This is a genomic window from Microbacterium sp. SS28, from assembly GCF_022761035.1.
Classification (GTDB): Bacteria; Actinomycetota; Actinomycetes; order Actinomycetales; family Microbacteriaceae; genus Microbacterium.
Genome location: NZ_JAKWJP010000009.1, coordinates 1 through 18,528 on the forward strand (window position 1 = coordinate 1; position 18,528 = coordinate 18,528).

17 protein-coding genes are annotated in these 18,528 nt (G+C 71.3%); 7 read left to right on the forward strand and 10 right to left on the reverse strand.

Features of this window, described 5'->3' with window-relative positions:
* Positions 1-568 precede the first annotated feature (568 nt).
* A complete protein-coding gene (locus MJ607_RS18990) occupies positions 569-1,891 on the forward strand; it encodes a CoA transferase (protein WP_243077205.1) in 1,323 nt (440 codons plus the stop codon).
* Between the two features lie 18 nt (positions 1,892-1,909).
* On the opposite strand, the gene MJ607_RS18995 is transcribed toward MJ607_RS18990, so the two are convergent.
* From MJ607_RS18995 to MJ607_RS19025, 7 genes are all read right to left on the reverse strand, one after another.
* A complete protein-coding gene (locus MJ607_RS18995; RefSeq protein ID WP_243077206.1) occupies positions 1,910-2,914 on the reverse strand; it encodes an acyl-CoA thioesterase in 1,005 nt (334 codons plus the stop codon).
* A 110-nt stretch (positions 2,915-3,024) separates the two neighbouring features.
* Positions 3,025-3,438, reverse strand: a complete 414-nt coding sequence (gene pcaC, locus MJ607_RS19000; protein WP_243077207.1) for a 4-carboxymuconolactone decarboxylase — start codon at positions 3,436-3,438, stop codon at positions 3,025-3,027.
* Positions 3,425-4,225 (reverse strand): alpha/beta fold hydrolase, encoded by an 801-nt coding sequence (locus MJ607_RS19005; protein ID WP_243077208.1) that lies wholly within the window; start codon positions 4,223-4,225, stop codon positions 3,425-3,427. The genes pcaC and MJ607_RS19005 overlap by 14 nt, the downstream gene beginning before the upstream one ends.
* Positions 4,222-5,577, reverse strand: a complete 1,356-nt coding sequence (locus MJ607_RS19010; protein WP_243077209.1) for a lyase family protein — start codon at positions 5,575-5,577, stop codon at positions 4,222-4,224. The genes MJ607_RS19005 and MJ607_RS19010 overlap by 4 nt, the downstream gene beginning before the upstream one ends.
* A gap of 16 nt (positions 5,578-5,593) precedes the next feature.
* The gene (pcaG, locus tag MJ607_RS19015) at positions 5,594-6,184 is read right to left on the reverse strand and encodes a protocatechuate 3,4-dioxygenase subunit alpha (RefSeq protein ID WP_243077210.1); all 591 of its coding nucleotides are present in this window, start codon (positions 6,182-6,184) and stop codon (positions 5,594-5,596) included.
* Entirely contained in the window at positions 6,184-7,053 is an 870-nt protein-coding gene (gene pcaH / locus MJ607_RS19020) for a protocatechuate 3,4-dioxygenase subunit beta (protein WP_243077211.1), read from the reverse strand. The genes pcaG and pcaH overlap by 1 nt, the downstream gene beginning before the upstream one ends.
* A 77-nt stretch (positions 7,054-7,130) precedes the next feature.
* On the reverse strand, positions 7,131-7,895 hold the full coding sequence (locus MJ607_RS19025) for an IclR family transcriptional regulator (protein ID WP_243077212.1): 765 nt from the start codon (positions 7,893-7,895) through the stop codon (positions 7,131-7,133).
* 81 nt (positions 7,896-7,976) lie between these two features.
* On the opposite strand from MJ607_RS19025, the gene MJ607_RS19030 reads away from it, so the two are divergent.
* The 4 genes from MJ607_RS19030 to MJ607_RS19045 all read left to right on the forward strand — a co-directional run bounded on the left by MJ607_RS19030 (position 7,977) and on the right by MJ607_RS19045 (position 11,954).
* Positions 7,977-8,726 carry an IclR family transcriptional regulator gene (locus MJ607_RS19030; protein WP_243077213.1) on the forward strand — a complete coding sequence of 250 codons (750 nt, stop codon included), beginning with the start codon at positions 7,977-7,979 and terminating at the stop codon, positions 8,724-8,726.
* Positions 8,727-8,952: 226 nt separating this feature from the next.
* Positions 8,953-10,140 (forward strand): 4-hydroxybenzoate 3-monooxygenase, encoded by a 1,188-nt coding sequence (locus MJ607_RS19035; RefSeq protein WP_243077214.1) that lies wholly within the window; start codon positions 8,953-8,955, stop codon positions 10,138-10,140.
* A 12-nt stretch (positions 10,141-10,152) separates the two neighbouring features.
* Entirely contained in the window at positions 10,153-11,025 is an 873-nt protein-coding gene (gene purU, locus MJ607_RS19040; RefSeq protein ID WP_243077215.1) for a formyltetrahydrofolate deformylase, read from the forward strand.
* 434 nt (positions 11,026-11,459) lie between these two features.
* Complete coding sequence (locus MJ607_RS19045; protein WP_243077216.1) at positions 11,460-11,954, forward strand: hypothetical protein; 495 nt, start codon at positions 11,460-11,462, stop codon at positions 11,952-11,954.
* Positions 11,955-11,975: 21 nt separating this feature from the next.
* Here MJ607_RS19045 and MJ607_RS19050 read toward each other — a convergent pair whose 3' ends face one another.
* Entirely contained in the window at positions 11,976-12,923 is a 948-nt protein-coding gene (locus MJ607_RS19050; protein ID WP_243077217.1) for a serine hydrolase, read from the reverse strand.
* Positions 12,924-13,081: 158 nt separating this feature from the next.
* Positions 13,082-15,046, reverse strand: a complete 1,965-nt coding sequence (locus tag MJ607_RS19055; RefSeq protein WP_243077218.1) for a M13 family metallopeptidase — start codon at positions 15,044-15,046, stop codon at positions 13,082-13,084.
* A 112-nt stretch (positions 15,047-15,158) separates the two neighbouring features.
* On the opposite strand from MJ607_RS19055, the gene MJ607_RS19060 reads away from it, so the two are divergent.
* Positions 15,159-16,478, forward strand: coding sequence for an MATE family efflux transporter (locus tag MJ607_RS19060; protein WP_243077219.1), 1,320 nt, complete (start codon positions 15,159-15,161; stop codon positions 16,476-16,478).
* A gap of 4 nt (positions 16,479-16,482) precedes the next feature.
* On the opposite strand, the gene MJ607_RS19065 is transcribed toward MJ607_RS19060, so the two are convergent.
* Positions 16,483-17,133: a TrmH family RNA methyltransferase gene (locus tag MJ607_RS19065; RefSeq protein ID WP_243077220.1), complete on the reverse strand. Its 651-nt coding sequence runs from the start codon at positions 17,131-17,133 to the stop codon at positions 16,483-16,485.
* A gap of 83 nt (positions 17,134-17,216) precedes the next feature.
* Between MJ607_RS19065 and MJ607_RS19070 the strand changes: the two genes are divergently transcribed.
* Positions 17,217-18,521: an Nramp family divalent metal transporter gene (locus MJ607_RS19070; protein WP_243077256.1), complete on the forward strand. Its 1,305-nt coding sequence runs from the start codon at positions 17,217-17,219 to the stop codon at positions 18,519-18,521.
* Positions 18,522-18,528 lie beyond the last annotated feature (7 nt).

Here is an 18,528-nt window from a genome sequence, read left to right on the forward strand (position 1 = left end):
ACCACGAGGTAATTTGGCATTTGACAAGTGCACGCTGTTGAGTTCTCAAGGATCGGATGCTCCTACCGCTCGGCTTCTCAGCCTCGCCAATAGGGCAACTTCCTGTTCCCAGCTCCGGCAGTCCGCACTCAAGCGGCACATCACGAAGCTGGATGAAGAGGCCCGCGTTCCCGGCTCTAGGCCGTCGCGCTGGGCAACTTCACTATCTTATCCCTTCCGCGCAGCTTGTCAAATCGGCTATCCGAGGCCGTATTCGGCAACTCAGTCAGCACTCTTCGACAGTCTCGAGGAGGGGAACCTCCATCCTAGACCCGAAGGCACGCGACCCTCAAGGAGGATCAGGATGGGGGGTGGTTCTCCACTTGAGGGGGGTGAGGCTCTCGGCCTCTCCGCTTCCCTGTGGGGCGAACAAGTAATAAGTTACGTGGCTCCCCACGGTTCGGCAAATCCTGCCCGCATCCCGGGCGTGTCATCGCGCATTGCCGCGGAAAGTCGCCGTTCTGCGACCTGCCCGTCACGACGTCCGCGACGGGGCGTATCGTCGGCGCATGACGACGGGTGACGTGCGGTGAGCACCGAGCGAGTGCGCGACATCCTCGCGGGTATGGGTCTCGAGCTCTCCGCAGTGGTCGGTGAGCCGCGGCATCCCGTGCCGTTGTCCTCTCGACTCGCCGTCGGTGAGCTCGCGTGGTCGGCCGTCGCGGCGGCGTCGGCTTCCGCGGCGCAGCTCGCGGGAGCCGGCGCTGTGACCCTCGACCCCGACCGCATCGCGCTCGCCTACGCGAGCGAGCGGTTCGGCATGGTCGACGGCGTGGCCCCCGTCGCGTTCGCGCCGCTCTCGGGGTTCTTCCGCACGGCGGATGGATGGGTGCGCACGCATGGCAACTATCCGCATCATGCCCGCGCGCTGCGCGAGGCTCTCGGGCTGGGGGACGAGGCGGGCACCGAAGACGTCGCCGCTGCTCTCGGCGACATCCCGGCGGACGAGGCTGAGCGAGCGATCACCGCGAAGGGCGGCATCTGCGCCGCCGTCCGCGAGGAGCAGCCCGTCCTCGACGCCGCCCTGTGCGCCGAGCCCCTCGTGCGGATCGACCGACTCGGCGATGCCCTCCCTCGCCCAGGACACGGCACTCCGGATCGGCCGCTCGCGGGCGTGCGGGTGCTCGACCTGACGCGCGTCATCGCGGGACCCGTCGCGACGCGCACGCTCGCGCTCTTCGGCGCGGAGGTGCTGCGCATCGATCCCCCGGCGATGCCCGAGATCCCGTGGCAGCACCTCGACACGGGTCACGGCAAGCGGTCCGCTCTGCTCGACCTGGACGAGCCGGCGCGGCGCGGCCGCTTCGACGAGCTGCTCGAGCAGGCCGACGTCGTCGTCCTGGGGTATCGGCCGGAAGGACTCGCCCGGCTCGGACTCTCCCCCGACGAGATCGCGGCGCGCCGTCCCGGCGCCGTCATCGCGCAGCTCTCCGCCTGGGGAGCGCGCGACCGCCGGGGCTTCGACAGCATCGTCCAAGCGGCGTCGGGCATCTCGTGGGTCGAGTCGCGCGACGGCGAGACTCCCGGGGCGCTGCCGGCGCAGGCGCTCGACCACTCTGCGGGCTACCTGCTCGCGGCGGCCGTCATGGCACTGCTCGAACGGCGCGCGCGCGAGGGCGGGTCGTGGGTCGCCGAGACGTCGCTGCGTCGCGTCGCGTCGGAACTGCTCGGGATGCCGCGCACCGCCGAACCCTCCCCGCACCGTGTCGTCGACCCCGCCCCGCACACCCAGACGTTCGAGATCGACGGGGCCGCCGTCACGACGGTCGGGCCGGCTCCGGCGTTCGAGGGCGGTCCCACCGCGTTCGCTGCGCCGCGGCCTTGGGGGCGCGACGATCCGTCGTGGCGCTGAGCCCGGGGAGCTGCCGGGTCACGCCTCGAGTGAGAGCGAGGCCGAGATCGGCACGATGCCTTCGCGCAGGCGGAGGATCTCTCGCGTGTGGTCCCACAGGCGCACGTCTTCGGCGGTCGCCGGCTCCCACGCCGGGACGGTCAGCGCGACGCCGTCCTCCCCCGGCACGACGAAGACGCTCAAGCACTGGGTCGTGAGCGTGAGCTCGCGCGGCGTCCGAGGATCGGACGTCGACACGCGGATGCTCAGATGCATGCTGTGCGCGCTCGTGTAGACGATGCGCGCCTCGACCTCGACGAGATCGCCGATCCGCACGGGCGCGAAGAAGTGGATGCCGCCCGAGTACACGGCGACGGCGGCACTCGCGGCATCCCCGTCCCTCGCCCAGGAGGCGGCGCACGCGTAAGCCGCCTCGTCGATCCACCGCATCACGGTGCCGCCGTGCGCCTTGCCACCCCAGTTGACGACGCCCGGCGGCACGAGGAAGCGCATGGTGACGCGAGGGGCACGCGTCGGCGCGCCGTAGTCCTCGCCGAGCATGAGCCGCTTGATCTCGGTGCGCGACGGGATGCGTTCGAGGGCGGCAGCCGCGAGCTTGTGATCCGAGCGGGAGGCGGGCTGCCACGCGGGCACCTCCGCCGGGCGGCCGTCGGGTCCCTTCGCGACGAAGATCAGGATGCAGGTCGTCGCGGGCGTGTAGCGGCGGGTCTCGACCTCTGCCGAGGAGACCGTCACGACGACGTGCATGCTCGTGCGGCCCGTGTGCACAAGGCGCGCCTGCACCTCGATGAGGCTCCCCGGCGGGATGGGACGGCGGTGGCGCACGTTGCCGACGTAGGCCGTGACGCAGTACGCGCCGGCCCAGCCGACGGCGCACGCATAGCCGGCCTTGTCGATCCACTCCATGACGCTGCCCGCCGCGATCGAGCGCCCGCCCGCCGCCGTGTCGGCGGGGGTCGTCATGAATCGGAGTGTGATGCGGTCGTCGCGCCCGGCGGCACGAGACGTGGGGAGGTCGGTCACGGCGTCAGCCTAGGAGCGGGCAAACCGTGGGGACCAGGGCGTCGTCCGCCGGTGTCCGGCCGCGCTTGCCGCAGAGGAAAGAATCACGGTTCTCGCGCGCTTCGGCTCGGTCAGGAACCCGTGCCGGCGTCTTCCGCGAGCACCTGCGCCGCGATGCGGAACGCCGTGTTCGCTGCAGGAACCCCGGAGTAGACCGCCGACTGCAGGATGACCTCACGGATCTCGTCGACCGTGAGCCCGTTGCGCAGCGCCGCCCGCAGGTGCATCGCGAGCTCTTCGTGGTGGCCGTGCGCGATGAGCGACGTCAGCACCGCGACCGACCGCGAACGGCGATCGAGACCCGGCCTCGACCACACGTCTCCCCACGCGACGCGCGTGATGAAGTCCTGGAAGTCCGCCGTCAGGTCGCTCGTTCCCGCGATCGCGCGGTCGACGTGCGCATCCGAGAGCACGGCGCGGCGCACAGCCATGCCCTGCTCCCAGCGCTGCTCGTCGGTGAGTCCCTCTCCGTCAGGCCGCGGCATTCGTCTGTCCTTCCGTCTGTGAATCGAAGAACTCGCGCAGCACGGCGGCCATCTCGTCCGGGTCGTCGGCGGGCGGCAGGTGCGAGGCGTCGGCGAGTCCGATGACGTGCCCGTTCTGGACGGATTCGGCGATCAGTCGCAGCGACGCCTCGGGCGTGACCTCGTCGTGCGCGCCCCACACGGCGAGGACGGGGACCTCGATCTCCTCGAGCAGCCGGCGCACGTCGTACTGGGCGAGGGCTTCGCAGCACAGCGCGTAGCTCTCGTCGTCGGTGTCCTGCAGGGCGTGCAGCAGGCGGCCCGTGATGACGGGGTTGCGCTCGATCGACCCGGGCGCGAACCACCGCTGCGCCGAGCCGATGATGAGCGACGACGTGCTCTGCGCGCGCACGTCGGCGGCGCGCGCGGTCCACCCTTCGGGATCGCCGATCTTGGCTCCCGACGCGATGATGGCGGCGGCCGAGACGACATCCGGATGCCGCAGCAGCAGCTCGAGGCCGACGGCGCCGCCGAGCGACACTCCCGCGTAGTAGGCGCGAGAGGCGCCGAGCGCGGTGATGGTGCGGGCGACGGCATCCGCGATCCCGCCGATCGTGAAGTGCTCGCGCGCGGGCGCGGCTGCGCCGTGCCCCGGCAGGTCGAGGAGCGTCACGCGATAGCTGTCGACGAGCGACGGGACGACGGCCTCCCAGAGGACCGACGACGTGCCGAGCGAGGCGGCCAGCACGAGGAGCGGTGCGTCGGCGGGGCCTGTGGGAGGCGTGAGGGCGATGGGCGGGATCGTCATGCTTCCTCGATCTCTGCGGTGGAGCCGGTGACCCGGTCGACGAGCTCGCCGGCGAGACCCGTGTAGCGCGCGGGGTCGAGCAGCGGGCCGACGTCGACGCTCGACGTGCCGGCCTCGATGAGGGCCTCTTCGATGAGGGCCTCGAGGTCTTCGCCCTCGGCCGCGGCGCTCACGATCGCGGCGACACGCGCGGCGCCGACGACGGGGCCGAGCACGAGCGAGACGCGCTCGGCGAGCAGCAGGCCACGCGTGAGCGCGAGGTTTCGGGCGACGGCGTCGCTGTCGACCCGCAGCCCGCGTGCGAGGGACGCGGCGTGCGCCGAGGCGCCGAGCGCGAGGCGGAGCAGGTCGCGCAGCGCCGGCCACTCCGCATGCCACGCGCCGTCGGGTCGCTCGTCGACGGCGAGCGCCGCCGCGAGGTGCAGGGTCGCGCCGAGCTGGGGAGCGCGCAGCGCCGCGGACCGGATGAGGACGGATGCTGCGGGGTTCTGCTTCTGCGGCATCGCCGAAGATCCGCCGCCCGATCCTTCGGCGAGCTCGCCGATCTCGGTGCGGCTCAGGGTCGCGACATCCGCCGCCAGCACCCCGGCGGCGTCGATCGCCTGCACGAGCGCGTCGCCGAGCTCGGTGACGGGCCAGCGCGTCGTGTGCCACGGCGCTTCGGGCGCAGCCAGGCCGAGTCCGCGCGCGAAGGCGCCCGGCAGGCCCGAGGCGACCTCGGGCCCCGCGTGCTCGACGAAGGATGCGAGGGTCCCGCCGGCGCCGCCGAGCTGGGCGGGCAGCTGCGCGGCCGCGGCATCCACTCTCTCGATCGCCCGGCGGATGCCGCGCACCCACGTCGACGCGCGCAGTCCGACAGTCGTGGGGACGGCGTGCTGAGTCAGGGTGCGGGCCGCCGCCACCTCGTCGCGATGCGCCGCGGCGAGCGCCGTGAGCGCGGCCTCGGTCTCCCGGAGCGACGCCGCGATGAGTCCCGTGGCGCGCTTCGCGACGAGCATGAGGGCGGAGTCGAGGATGTCCTGGCTCGTCGCACCGCGGTGCACCCACGCGCGGTCGGCGGAGGGGACGCGAGCCTTGAGGAGCCGGACGAGCGGGATGACGGGATTGCCGCCCGCGACGGATGACTCGGCGAGCGCTCGCGCGTCGATCGGGTCGGTGCCGCCGGGGCGTGCGTCCTCGAGCGCCGCGGCGACGGCGGCTGCGGGGGCAGCCACGCCGAGCGAGGCGTACGCGTGGACCAGGGCCACCTCGGCGTCGACGAGCGCGGCGAGGATCGCGGCATCCGTCACGACATCGTCGTGCCCCACGGTGACGGGAGACAGCAGACCGACGTCGCGGGCGTGCTCGCTCACTTCTCCACCACCCCCATCAGAACGTCAGGAAGACGGTCTCTCCCTCGCCCTGCAGCCGGATGTCGAAGTGGAGTCCGCCGTCGGGCGTGCGCGTCGCGATGAGCGTAGCGCGCTCGTCCTCGTCGAGGGAGGCCAGCAGCGGGTCGGCGGCGAGGGCCTCGGCGCCCTCGGGCAGGTAGGCGCGCGTGTGCAGCTTGTCGGGCAGCCCGCGCGCGAACACGATGACCGCGAGGAACGGCGCCTCGCCGGAGGTCGAGCCGGGATTGCGCGTCCAGAACTCGTAGCGTCCTTCGTCGGTCGTGTAGGCGCGGCCGTATCCCGTGAACGTGTGGTCGTCGCGGCGACGCGAGCCGCGCCCGCGCGGGATGCTGCCGTCGGCGTCGGCGCCCCAGATCTCGATGCAGGCGTCGGGGATCGGCTGGCCCGCGCCGTCATACACCGTGCCGCCGACGAGGATCGCGCCGGGCGAGTGCGGGAACGCGACCTCGTGCATCTTCGGGTAGTTGATGCCGAACGCGAAGAACGGCCCGATCGTCTGGCCCGGCGACTTCTCGTGCGTCTTCGGCGGGCGCGCCGCGAGGGCGGCGGCGGTGTCGTGCGTGCTCATCAGTGTTCGCCCTCCTCGGGCTCGAACCACGTGGCGTCGGGACCGTCGACGACGATGTCCCAGCGGTACCCCATCGAGAACTCGGGCACCGTCAGGTCGTGGTCGTACGTCGCGATGAGCCGCTCGCGGTCCTTCTGGCTGCGGATCGTGTTGTAGATGGGGTCGAGCGGGAACAGCGGGTCGCCGGGGAAGTACACCTGCGTGATGATCCGCTGCGTGAAACCCGGCCCGAAGACCGAGAAGTGGATGTGCGCGGGGCGCCACGCGTTGATGTGGTTCTTCCACGGGTACGGACCCGGCTTGATCGTCGTGAACCGGTATTCGCCCGCGTCGTTGGTGACGATGCGGCCGGCACCCGTGAAGTTCGGGTCGAGGGGGGCGGGATGTTGGTCACGCTGATGGATGTAGCGTCCTGCCGCGTTCGCCTGCCAGATCTCGACGAGCTGGTTGCGCAGCGGCCTGCCCCACGAGTCGAGCAGTCGGCCCTCGATCGTCATGCGCTCGCCCTGGGGCTCCCCCGTGTGCTGCAGCGTCAGGTCGGACTCGATGAGGGCGACGTCGCGCTGCCCGAATGCCGGCGAGAACAGCTCGATCGTCTCGGGATCGACGAGCCGGGGGTTCTTCGTCGGGTGGCGCAGGATGCTCGAGCGGTACGGCGCGAAGTCGTACAGCGTCGCGGGCACCTTCTCTCCCGCGGCCAGGCGGGACTCGGCATCCGCGTGGAGATCCTTGATCTCCTGCGTGATCGCGGCCTGCGTCGGCATGTCGTGCGACGCGAGGAGCGTCTCGGGCGCCGCGGCGGTCTGGTCGAGGACGACGGAGGACGAGAAGGCCTCCTGACTCTGCGGATCGGACTCGACAGCGGTCATGGGTCTCCTTCGACGGCGCACTCTGGTCGTTGAAAAGGGTGACAGCCGACGGAGGGGCGGACGGCAGGGAGTCCCGCTCAGTGGGAATCGAGGAGGGCGGAGCGGATGTCGCGCGCCGCCTGCACGACGAGCGGAGCGAGCCGGCGCTCATCGGCCCGCTCGAGGTGCACGACCACGCCGACGGCCGCGGGCGGCAGTCCGTCGATCGGGCCGAGGGCAGCCGCGACCGAGACGTTGCCGAGCGTCATCTCCTCGTGCGTCGTCGCGAAGCCGCGCGCCCGTGCGCGCTCGAGGTCGGCCCGCAGGTTGGCCTCGGAGGTGATCGAGTGCGTCGTCTCGCGCTCGAGGGGGTGCGCGAAATAGCGCTCGAGCCACAGCGCGTCGCGCGTCGCGAGAAGCGCCTTGCCGACCCCCGTCGTATGCAGTGGATGCCGCCCGCCCATGCGGCTCAGCGTCGGTATCGAGCTCGTCCCCGTGACGCGGCCGACGTACAGCGCCGTTGCGGACTCCGGGGTCGGGGCGTCGAGCACCGCGAGATGCACGTTCTCGCCCGTCGCCTCGTACAGCCGGAGCATGTGCGGGAGCGCCGTCTCGCGCAGCCGCAGCGAGAGCGGGGAGAGCTCGCCGAGCTCCCACAGGCGCGTGCCGATCGTGTAGCGGTGGCCGGGCGCGCGGGTCAGGAGTCCCGCCGCGGTGAGCTGCGCGATGAGCCGGTGCAGGGTCGAAGACGCGAGCCCCGTCCGCGCGCCGATTCCGGCGGCGGTCAGGGCGGGCTCCTCGTCGGAGAAGCACTGGAGCACACGCATCGTGCGCGTCAGCACGCCTTCGCCGTCTTCGGCCACGGGCTCCTCCCGGTCCGAGGGTACCCGCCGGACACGCGGTGCGGCGGGGACGCGGCATCCCGTGCATGCCATCCTGGGGCCATGGCCAACTCGTCGTCGGGCGACTCGATGACGCAGCGCATCGTGCGCGTGCTCGAGACGTTCACGGCGGATCGGACGGCACAGACGGCGTCCGAGATCGGCCGGCGGGCGGGTCTGCCGTCATCCACGGCGCATCGCGTCGTCGACGACCTCGTGCGCGAGGGGCTGCTCGAGCGGGACGAAGAGCACCGCGTGCGGCTCGGGATGCGCCTGTGGGAGCTCGCGCTGCGCGGCTCGAGCGCGCTGCGGCTGCGGCAGGCGGCGCTTCCTTCGATGGAGCGCGTGCAGGCGCGCGTGCGCGAGCACACGCAGCTCGCGGTGCTCGAGCACGACTCCGCGCTGTTCCTCGAGCGCCTGTCGCACCCCGACGCCGGCGCGAACATCACGCGCATCGCGGGGCGGCTGCCCCTTCACGCCTCGTCGTCGGGGCTCGTCCTGCTCGCCTACGCCGAGCGCGAGGTGCAGGATCGCGTGCTGACGGGGCCTCTCGCCGCGGTCGGACCGGGGACGGTGACGGATGCCGCGACCCTGCGGCGCGTCCTCGCCGGCATCCGTCGCTCGGGATTCGTCGTTTCGCCCGGGTCCGTCGAGGCGGTCTCGACCGGCGTTGCGGTGCCCGTCCGGGACGAGACGGGCGAAGTCGTCGCGGCGCTCTCGGTCGTGCTGCCGCGCGAGACGCCGGCCGAGGTCGCGGTCACCGAGCTGCTGCGCGCCGCCCGCGACATCCGGGCTGCGCTCTCTCGGCGCTGACCCCTCCCGTCGGGCCGCGCCGCCGCCCCCGATCGACAGGTCAACCACGCGTTCACAGGAGGAATCGGCGCCCCAAACGTCCTGCAGATGCGTGGTTGACCTGTGGGGCGGGAGGCGGGCGCGATTCTCCGGGCCCCCGTTCAACGGGAAGGATGCTCCGGAGCAGCAGCCGGCGGACGGAGACTGGGCGACAGCATCCCGAACCGCCCGTCGAAGGAGACGAACCATGACCGCCACCGTCCGCACTCGCGTCGCGATCATCGGCGCCGGCCCCGCGGGCCTGCTGCTCTCGCACCTGCTGGCGGGCGCCGGCATCGAGTCGATCGTCATCGACCAGCGCTCGCGCGAAGAGATCGAGACGACGATCCGCGCCGGCATCCTCGAGGAGGGCACCGTCGAGGTGCTCTCGTCGTCGGGCGCTTCGGACCGCGTCCTGACGGTGGGCAACCGTCACGAGGGCATCGAGCTGCGCTTCTCGGGCGAGGGCCACCGCATCGACTTCGCGGCGCTCGTGGGCCGCGGCGTCTACCTCTACCCGCAGCACGAGGCGCTCAAGGACCTCATCTCGGCGCGGCTCGCCGCCGGGCAGGACCTGCGCTTCGGCGTCACGGCGCAGCGCGTCGAAGGCGCCGAGACCGACCGACCGACCGTCTTCGCCACCGGCGCCGAGGGTCAGCCGCTCGCGATCGAGGCCGAGTTCGTCGTGGGCGCGGACGGCTCGCGCAGCGTCGCCCGCGCCGCCGTCACGGGAGCCTCGACCGGCGGCTACTTCCGCGAGTACCCCTTCGCGTGGTTCGGCATCCTGTGCGAGGCGCCGCCGAGCTCGGACGAGCTGATCTACAGCAACTCCGAGAACGGCTTCGCGCTCATCAGCCAGCGCAGCCCCACCGTGCAGCGCATGTACTTCCAGTGCGACCCCGAGACCGACCCCAGCGTCTACAGCGAGGCGCAGCTGTGGGACGAGCTGCAGAAGCGCGTGCCCGGCACCACGCTGCACGAGGGCCGCATCTTCCAGCGCGACGTCCTGCGGTTCCGCAGCTTCGTCGCCCATGAGCTGCTGCGCGGGCGCGTCGCGCTGATCGGCGACGCCGCCCACACCGTCCCCCCGACGGGCGCGAAGGGCATGAACCTCGCCGTCGCCGACGTGCTCGTGCTGGAAAAGGCCCTGCGCGCGCTGCTCCTCGAGGACGACTCGCGCCCGCTCGAGGCCTTCCCCGAGAAGGCGCTGCACCGCATCTGGAAGGCGCAGCACTTCTCGTGGTGGATGACGAGCATGCTCCACGTGGCACCCGATGCCTCGAACTTCGACCGGCGGCGCCAGCTCGGCGAGCTGCGCTCCGTCGTCGAATCCGAGGCGGGTCGCACGTTCCTCGCGGAGGCGTACACGGGCTGGCCGCTGGAGGGTCTCCAGTAGGCTCTACTCCCGATGAGCCTGCAGAACGAGACGCTTCGCGACCACGCCTGCCTGATCGTGCACGGGCCCGATCAGCCGGGCCTCGTCGCGGCCGTCACGGCGCTCGTGACCCGCAACAAGGGCAACATCGTCTCGCTCGACCAGTACTCGGACGACCCCGAGGGCGGGAGCTTCTTCCAGCGCGTCGTGTTCCACCGCGCCGATCTGAAAGCGGCGCTTCCGGATGTCGAAGCCGACATCGCCACGACGCTCGAGCCCTACGGCATGCAGTGGCGGATCACCGACCAGTCGATCCCCAAGCGCATGGCGATCCTCGCCTCGACGAGCGACCACTGCCTGCTCGATCTGCTCTGGCGTCACCGTCGCGGCGACCTGCCTGTCACGATCCCCATGGTCGTCTCGAACCACACGAGCACCGCCGACGACGTGCGCTCGTTCGGCGTCCCGTTCTTCCACGTGCCTTCGCAGGGGGCCGACAAGACCGAGGCCGAAGCCCGCATCATCGAGCTGCTCAAGGGCAACGTCGACTTCATCGTGCTCGCCCGCTACATGCAGATCCTCTCGAGCGACTTCCTCGCGCAGGTGGGCGTGCCCGTCATCAACATCCACCACTCCTTCCTGCCGGCGTTCATCGGCGCGGCGCCCTACCGCAAGGCGAAGGAGCGCGGCGTCAAGCTCATCGGCGCGACGTCGCACTACGTGACCGACGACCTCGACGAGGGTCCGATCATCGAGCAGGATGTCGTGCGCGTGACGCACGCCGACACCGCCGCCGACCTGCAGCGGCGCGGCGCCGACGTCGAACGCGCCGTGCTGTCGCGCGCCGTGCTGTGGCACGCGCAGGACCGCGTCATCCGTCACGGAAACCACACGATCGTCTTCTGACGGATGCCGGGGGTCGGCCCCGCCGCACTCGGGCTGAATCCCGGCCGCGTCCGACGCTCGCACCCGACAACGACTCACCCCACCCGACCCCGCCCGCCGGATTCAGGGTGAATCCGCGCCGCATCCGACGCCCGCACCCGACAACGACGCACCCCACCCGACCCCGCCCGCCGGACTCGGGGTGAATCCGCGCCGCATCCGATGCCCACACCCGACAACGACGCACCCCACCCGACCCCGCCCGCCGCACTCGGGGTGAATCCGCGCCGCATCCGACGCCCACACCCGACAACGACCCACCCCACCCGACCCCGCCCGCCGCACTCGGGGTGAATCCGCGCCGCATCCGACGCCCGCACCCGACAACGACTCACCCCAACACCGTCCCACCCGCGCCCGTAGACCCGGCCCCCACGCGGGCGTACCCTCCAGGCATGGCCAGCCCTCGCCGGCTGCGGATGCACAAGGGGACGATCGTACTCGTCGCCTGCTGCATCGGCTTGCTCCTGATCGTGCCGATCGTCTGGCTCCTCCTGCCTCTGACGATGCTGCAGACCGCGGAGCAGGCGCAGGCCGAGGTCACCTCGCAGGTCGACGAGGTCGTCGCGACGATCGACCCGGAGGACGTCCGCTCCGACGAGCAGACCGCCACCGAGATGCCCTGCCCGACCGACGAGGGGGTTCGCGCGGTCCAGCTGCGGCGCGTCCTCGTCGTCGATGACACCTTCGATGTGGGCGGATGGCCCCAGGAACTGCGCGACCGCTTCCGCTCCTCGGACGGCTGGCACGTCACCGTGCACACACTGGGCGGTTCGGTCGTCATCTCGCTGCGAGGATCCGACCTCGCGCTCGTCACGGTCACGGCGGACGAGACGGATGACGGCAGCGAGCTCACGATGACAGCGTGGTCGTCCTGCACGGCGAACTAGCGCCGCGCTGCCCGGCCGGCGTCAGAACACGTACTCCATGAGGTCGACGCCGAGCGTGCGGAAGGCGTCGTGTGCGCGCAGGCGATGCGCGACCGTCAGGTCGTCGAAGCACACGATGAGGGCGTACGACACGCCGGCCCGCGGCCCCGCGATGACGCCCGCCTCGACGCGGACGCCGGCGTCCCGTCCGGTCTTGTTGATGAACAGCAGCCCGTGCTCGTCGTTCTCGTGCGCGAAGGGATCGAGCCCCGTCGCGGAGGCCACGAGTGAGAGGTCGTGATTGAGGCTCAGCCACTCCGCGACCTGCGCGCTGACGCTCGGCGACACGGCCTGCGCGTTGACGAGCGCCGCGAACACCTCGGCGAGCTCGCGCGCCGAGCCGAGTGCGAAGTGCGGAGCGTCATCCGGGCCCCGTTCGTCGCGGAAGGCGTCGAGGAGCGCAGCGCGCGACAGGCCGAGCTGCTCGATCCGCGCCCGCACCGCCTCGAGGCCGACGCGCGCGATGAGCGCATTGGCGGCGCTCGCGTCGCCCGTCGCGGCCGTCAGGACCGCGAGGTCGCACAGCGGCAGGGCCGGCGCCTTGAGGTGCTGCCACACGCCGCCGACCGAGACACGGTCGACGGAGGACCGCTCGATGATCTCGTACGGGTCGAGTGTCGTCGCCTCGAAGCCCGCCGCGACCTCGATCAGGAGCGGCACGACGCCGAGCCCCGCGATCGGCAGCGTCACGAAATCGTCGCCCGACAGCACGGCGGTGCCGCGGTCGAGGTCGTTGACGCGCACCGAGACGCGGGCGCCGTAGCCCGCGAGCTCGTCGAGCGACTTGAGTGTCGACGCGAAGGAGCGACGACCGATCGCGGCTCGCCTCGGGAGTCTGCGGCTGCTGCGCCGCGACCCTCGGAGAGCTTCGACCGCCGGCCCCTGGGGGGAAGGGCCCGCCGTGTCGAACGGCTCAGAAGAGGTGCCCACGTGGGCGATTCCTTTCGGGGTGCTCGGGTGCGTGGAAAGGCTGCGCCCGGAGGCGCGAGTGACGTGCATCGTGCTGCTGCTGTTCGGTTGTGGGGTGCTGGAACGGGTTTTGCGTCATCGCGCCGCCCGAACGGGAACCCGGGCGGCGCGTTCGCACATCACCAGATGGTGACGCGCTCTTCCTCCGGAAGCCAGAGGGCGTCCGCTTCCGTGACGCCGAATGCGTCGTAGAACGCATCGATGTTGCGGACGATCTGATTGCAGCGGAATTCGTTGGGAGAGTGCGGGTCGATCGTCAGCAGGCGGATGGTCTCGGCATCCCGGCCCTTCTGCTGCCAGATCTGCGCCCAGCTCAGAAGGAGGCGCTGGATGCCGGTGTACCCGTCGATCTCGGGCGCCTCGGCGCCGTCGAGCGACAGCTCGTACGCCTTGAGCGCGATGCCGAGCCCGCCGAGGTCGCCGATGTTCTCGCCGATCGTGAGCGCGCCGTTGACCTTGTACTCGTCGGCAAGGCCCTGCGGGGTGAGGGCGCTGTACTGCGCGATGAGGTTCGACGTGCGCTCCTCGAAGGCGGCGCGGTCCGCGTCGGTCCACCAGTCGCGCAGCGACCCGTCGCCGTCGAAGCGGCTGCCCTGGTCGTCGAACCCGTGGCCGATCTCGTGGCCGATGACGGCTCCGATTCCGCCATAGTTCGCCGCGGCATCCCGATCGGCTTCGAAGAAGGGATGCTGCAGGATCGCCGCGGGGAACACGATCTCGTTCATGAGCGGGTTGTAGTACGCGTTGACCGTCTGCGGCGTCATGTACCACTCGTCGCGGTCGATGGGCTTGCCGACCTTGTCGAGCTGGCGGTCGTGCTCGAGCACGTGCGAGCGGGCGACGTTGCCGACGAGGTCGGCGGGGTCGATCTCGAGGCCCGAGTAGTCCTTCCACTTGACCGGGTACCCGATCTTGGGCGTGAAGGCGTCGAGCTTGGCGTGGGCGCGCTCGCGCGTCTCGGGGCTCATCCACTCGAGCTCGGCGATCGAGCGGCGGTACGCCTCGATGAGGTTCGCGACGAGCTCGTCCATCGCCTCCTTGGCCGCGGGCGGGAAGTGGCGCTCGACGTAGACGCGGCCGATCGCCTCGCCCATCGCGGCCTCGGCGAGGCCGACGCCGCGCTTCCAGCGGTCGCGGATGACGGGGACGCCCGTGAGCTGTGTGCCGTAGAACGCGAAGTTCTCGTCGACGAACGCGTCGGTCAGGAAGGGGGCCGCGGCGTGGACGACCGAGAAGCGCAGCCACGCCTTCCAGTCCTCGAGGCGATCCTCGACCAGGAGTGCGCCGAGTCCCTCGAGGAAGCTCGGCTGGTACACCACGACCTCGGCGAACGCCTCGGGGTGCCCCGGTGCGACGCCGTCGAGCCACGGCTGCAGGTCGACCCCGACGAGCTCGAGCACCTCGGCCCACGTCTTGAGGTTGTACGTCGCCACGGCGTCGCGGCTGCGCACGTTGTCCCAGTGGTGGCTCGCGAGCTCGGTCTCGAGCGACGTGATGCGGTCGGCGGCGGCACTCGCGTCGGCGATGCCGGCGAGCTCCAGCATCCGCTCGATGTGCTGGCGGAAGACGATCCGCGTCTCGCCGAAGTTCTCGAGCCGGTAGTACGACTCGTCGGGCAGCGACAGGCCGCCCTGCACGAGGAAGGGGAGGTAGCGCGTCGGGTTGCCGGGGTCGGGCTCGACGTAGAGCGGGACCATGCCGCCCAGGCCTTCGCGCTCGAACTCTCCGACCGTGCGGAGCAGCTGGGGGATCGAGTCGATCGCATCGACGCGCGCGAGACGGTCGGTCAGCGAGCCGGCGCCCAGCTCGGCGATGCGCTCCGTGTCCATGAAGCTCGTGTAGAGGTCGCCGATCTTGCGCGACTCGGTGCCGGCCTCGGCACCCTGCGACTCTTCGACGATCGCGCGGACGTCCTTCTCGGCCTGCTCGGCGATGAGATGGAAAGAGCCCCAGCGGGCCTTGTCGTCGGGGATCTCGGTTCGCTCGAGCCACGCGCCGTTCACGTGGCGGAAGAGGTCATCCTGCGGTCGGATCTCAGGGCTCAGTTCATCGAGCGTGAGACCAGAGCGGGGGGTCTCGGTCATTGGTACAGGATATGTGGTCCGAGCTCTGTTCATGAGATCGCGGGGCGGTCCCCGCGAGGACTCGCTCGCGCTCGTCGGCGGCTGCGCCGCGCCCCCGCCGTAGGCTCGTGTGATGGCCGCCGAGACCCTGAACCGCGACATCCTGCGGCTCGCCGTGCCGGCGCTGGGCGCACTCGTCGCCGAGCCCCTCTTCCTCATCGTCGACGCGGCCCTCGTGGGGCACCTCGGCGTCGAGCCGCTCGCGGGCCTGGGCATCGCCTCGGCGGTGCTGCAGACGATCGTCGGGCTCATGGTCTTCCTCGCGTACTCGACGACGCCGGCGGTCGCGCGCCGCTTCGGCGCGGGCGATCCGACCAAGGCCGTGTCGGTCGGGATCGACGGCATGTGGCTCGCCCTCGGACTCGGCGCGCTGCTCGCGCTGGGCGGGTTCCTCGCGACGCCGTTCCTCGTCGGACTGTTCGGCGCGACGCCCGAGGTCGCGACACAGGCCGAGGCCTACCTCGGCGTCTCGATGTGGGGCCTGCCCGCGATGCTCGTCGTCTTCGCCGCGACGGGCTTGCTGCGCGGCCTGCAGGACACCGTGACGCCGCTGTGGATCGCGGGGCTCGGCTTCGCCGCGAACGCGCTGCTGAACTGGTTCTTCATCTACGGGCTCGGCTGGGGCATCTCGGGCTCGGCGTTCGGCACTGTGCTCGCGCAGTGGGGCATGGTCGGCGCCTACGTCCTGGTGGTGGGCCGCCTCGCGCGCGTCCACGACGCATCCGTCCGCCCGCATCGCGAAGGTGTGCGGGGGTCCGCGCGGTCGGGCGGCTGGCTGTTCCTGCGGACCGTCTCGCTGCGCATCGCGCTGCTCGCGACCGTCGTCGTGGCGACGACCCTCGGCACGGAGGAGCTCGCGGGCTGGCAGGTGGCCTTCACGATCTTCTCGACGGCGGCCTTCGCGCTCGACGCACTCGCGATCGCGGCGCAGGCGCTCATCGGCAAGGGTCTCGGCGCCGAGGACTCCCCGCTCGTGCATCGCGTGCTCGGCCGCACCGTCGCGTGGGGTGTGTGGTTCGGGGTCGTGGTCGGCGGCATCATCGCGGCGCTCTCGGGAGTGATGGGACTGATCTTCACGGGGGATGCCGCGATCGCCGCCCTCGTCCAGCCGGCGCTGCTCGTGCTCGCGGTGGCCCAGCCGATCTGCGGCGTCGTCTTCGTGCTCGACGGCGTGCTGATCGGCGCGGGCGACGGCCGCTACCTCGCGATCGCGGGAGGCCTCAACCTCATCCCGTTCCTGCCCGCGCTCGTCGTGCTCTCGTGGCTGCAGCCCACGGGCGCCGCGGGCCTCGCGTGGCTGTCGGTCGCGTTCTTCGGCGTCTACATGCTCGCGCGGCTCGCGACGCTCGGCTGGCGCGTCCGCGGCGCCGCCTGGATGACCGCCGGGGCCTGACCCCTCACGCCCAGCGGCGGCACCACTCGTACATCACCACGGCGGCCGCGGCGCTCGCGTTGATCGAGCGGGTGGAGCCGTACTGCGTGATCTCGAGGGTTCCGGATGCCGCGGCGAGCGCCTCGGGCGAGAGCCCCGGCCCTTCCTGCCCGAAGAGCAGGACGCAGTGCTCGGGCAGCTCGGCGCGGTCGACCGCCACGGATCCCTCGACGTTGTCGATCGCGAGGATCGGCAGGCCCGCGGCATCCGCCCACGCGGCGAAGGCCGCGACGTCCTCGTGGTGCCGCACGTGCTGGTACCGGTCGGTGACCATTGCGCCGCGGCGGTTCCATCGGCGCTTGCCGACGATGTGCACCTCGGCGGCGAGAAACGCGTTGGCGCTGCGCACGATCGACCCGATGTTCATGTCGTGCTGCCAGTTCTCGATCGCGACGTGGAACGGATGCCGCCTGCCGTCGAGGTCGGCGACGATGGCGTCCATCGACCAGTAGCGGAACTCGTCCACGACGTTGCGCCGATCGCCGTGGGTGAGCAGGTCGGGGTCGTACCGAGGATCGTCCGGCCACTCGTCCGGGCCGCCCGGCCACGGTCCGACGCCGTACGGCAGTTCGGGCTCGGCGTGCCGCTCGGGGTGCGTCTCGGGCTCGTCGGTCACCGGCCCAGGGTAGTCCGTCGCACACTTCAACGCTTTCGGCATCCCGAAATCTGAGATAGGTTTTCGGTATGCCGAAAACTGCGATGCCGCAGGAGATCCCGACCGCTGCGCCCGGGCGCCTCGGCCTGCCCCGCGCCGCATGGCTTATCGGCCCCGCGCTGGTCGCGGGAGTCGCCTACCTCGACCCCGGAAACGTCGCGAGCAACATGACGGCCGGCGCGATCTACGGCTACCTGCTCGTGTGGGTCGTCGTGCTCGGCAACGTCATGGCGTGGCTCATCCAGTACCTCTCCGCGAAGCTCGGGATCGTCACGGGCCGGAGCCTCCCCGAGATGCTCGGCGCGCGCATCACGAACAAGTGGGGCCGGCGGCTGTACTGGCTGCAGGCCGAGCTCGTCGCGATGGCGACCGACATCGCCGAGGTCATCGGCGGCGCGGTCGCGCTCAATCTGCTGTTCAACGTCCCGCTCCTGTGGGGCGGGATCATCACCGGGACCGTCTCGATCTGCCTCCTGCTGCTGCAGTCCAAGCGCGGCCCGCGCACGTTCGAGTTCGTCGTCATCGGGTTGCTCGCGATCATCGCGATCGGCTTCACCTTCGGCGTGCTCGTCGCGCCGCCCGACCCCGCGGGGGTCGTCGCGGGTCTCGTGCCGCGGTTCGAAGGCGCAGGCTCGGTGCTGCTCGCGGCCTCGATCCTGGGCGCGACGATCATGCCTCACGCGATCTACGCCCACAGCGCGCTCGCCCGCGATCGCTTCGCACCGCGCGCGCTCGGGGTGAGCACGACGACGGATGCCGCATCCCGCACGGGCCTCGAAGAGCTGCGCGGCATCTCGACGACGCGTCTCCTGCGCGCGACCCGCTGGGATGTCACGATCGCCATGATCATCGCGGGCACCGTCAACCTCTGCATCTTGCTGCTCGCCGCCGCGAACCTCGCGGGCGTGCCGGGCACGCAGTCCCTCGAAGGCGCTTACGCGGCGCTCGAAGCGGGCCTCGGACCGCTGGTCGCGACCCTCTTCGCGGTCGGCCTGCTCGCGAGCGGCCTGGCCTCGACGTCGGTCGGCGCCTACGCGGGCGCCGAGATCATGCACGGACTGCTGCACGTCGATGTGCCGCTGATCGTTCGCCGCCTCGTGACGCTCATCCCGGCGCTGTTCATCCTCGCGATCGGATTCGACCCCACTCTCGCGCTCGTCCTGAGCCAGGTCGTCCTGTCGTTCGGCATCCCGTTCGCCCTCATCCCGCTCGTCGCGCTCACCGCGCGGCGCGACGTGCTCGGGTCGTTCCGCAACCGGGCGGCGACGACGGCCGCCGGGATCGCAGCATCCGTCTTCCTCATCGCCCTCAACGCGACGCTGCTGTGGCTCGTCTTCGCGGGGGCCTGATCGGGAC

Coding starts and splice junctions, on each gene's coding strand:
- MJ607_RS19030 (WP_243077213.1), top strand. CDS start 7,977: ATGGCCAACTCGTCGTCGGGCGACTCGATGACGCAGCGCATCGTGCGC.
- purU (WP_243077215.1), top strand. CDS start 10,153: ATGAGCCTGCAGAACGAGACGCTTCGCGACCACGCCTGCCTGATCGTG.
- pcaH (WP_243077211.1), bottom strand. CDS start 7,053: ATGACCGCTGTCGAGTCCGATCCGCAGAGTCAGGAGGCCTTCTCGTCC.
- MJ607_RS19035 (WP_243077214.1), top strand. CDS start 8,953: ATGACCGCCACCGTCCGCACTCGCGTCGCGATCATCGGCGCCGGCCCC.
- MJ607_RS19005 (WP_243077208.1), bottom strand. CDS start 4,225: ATGACGATCCCGCCCATCGCCCTCACGCCTCCCACAGGCCCCGCCGAC.
- MJ607_RS19055 (WP_243077218.1), bottom strand. CDS start 15,046: ATGACCGAGACCCCCCGCTCTGGTCTCACGCTCGATGAACTGAGCCCT.
- MJ607_RS19070 (WP_243077256.1), top strand. CDS start 17,217: ATGCCGCAGGAGATCCCGACCGCTGCGCCCGGGCGCCTCGGCCTGCCC.
- MJ607_RS19045 (WP_243077216.1), top strand. CDS start 11,460: ATGGCCAGCCCTCGCCGGCTGCGGATGCACAAGGGGACGATCGTACTC.
- pcaC (WP_243077207.1), bottom strand. CDS start 3,438: ATGCCGCGGCCTGACGGAGAGGGACTCACCGACGAGCAGCGCTGGGAG.
- MJ607_RS19060 (WP_243077219.1), top strand. CDS start 15,159: ATGGCCGCCGAGACCCTGAACCGCGACATCCTGCGGCTCGCCGTGCCG.
- pcaG (WP_243077210.1), bottom strand. CDS start 6,184: ATGAGCACGCACGACACCGCCGCCGCCCTCGCGGCGCGCCCGCCGAAG.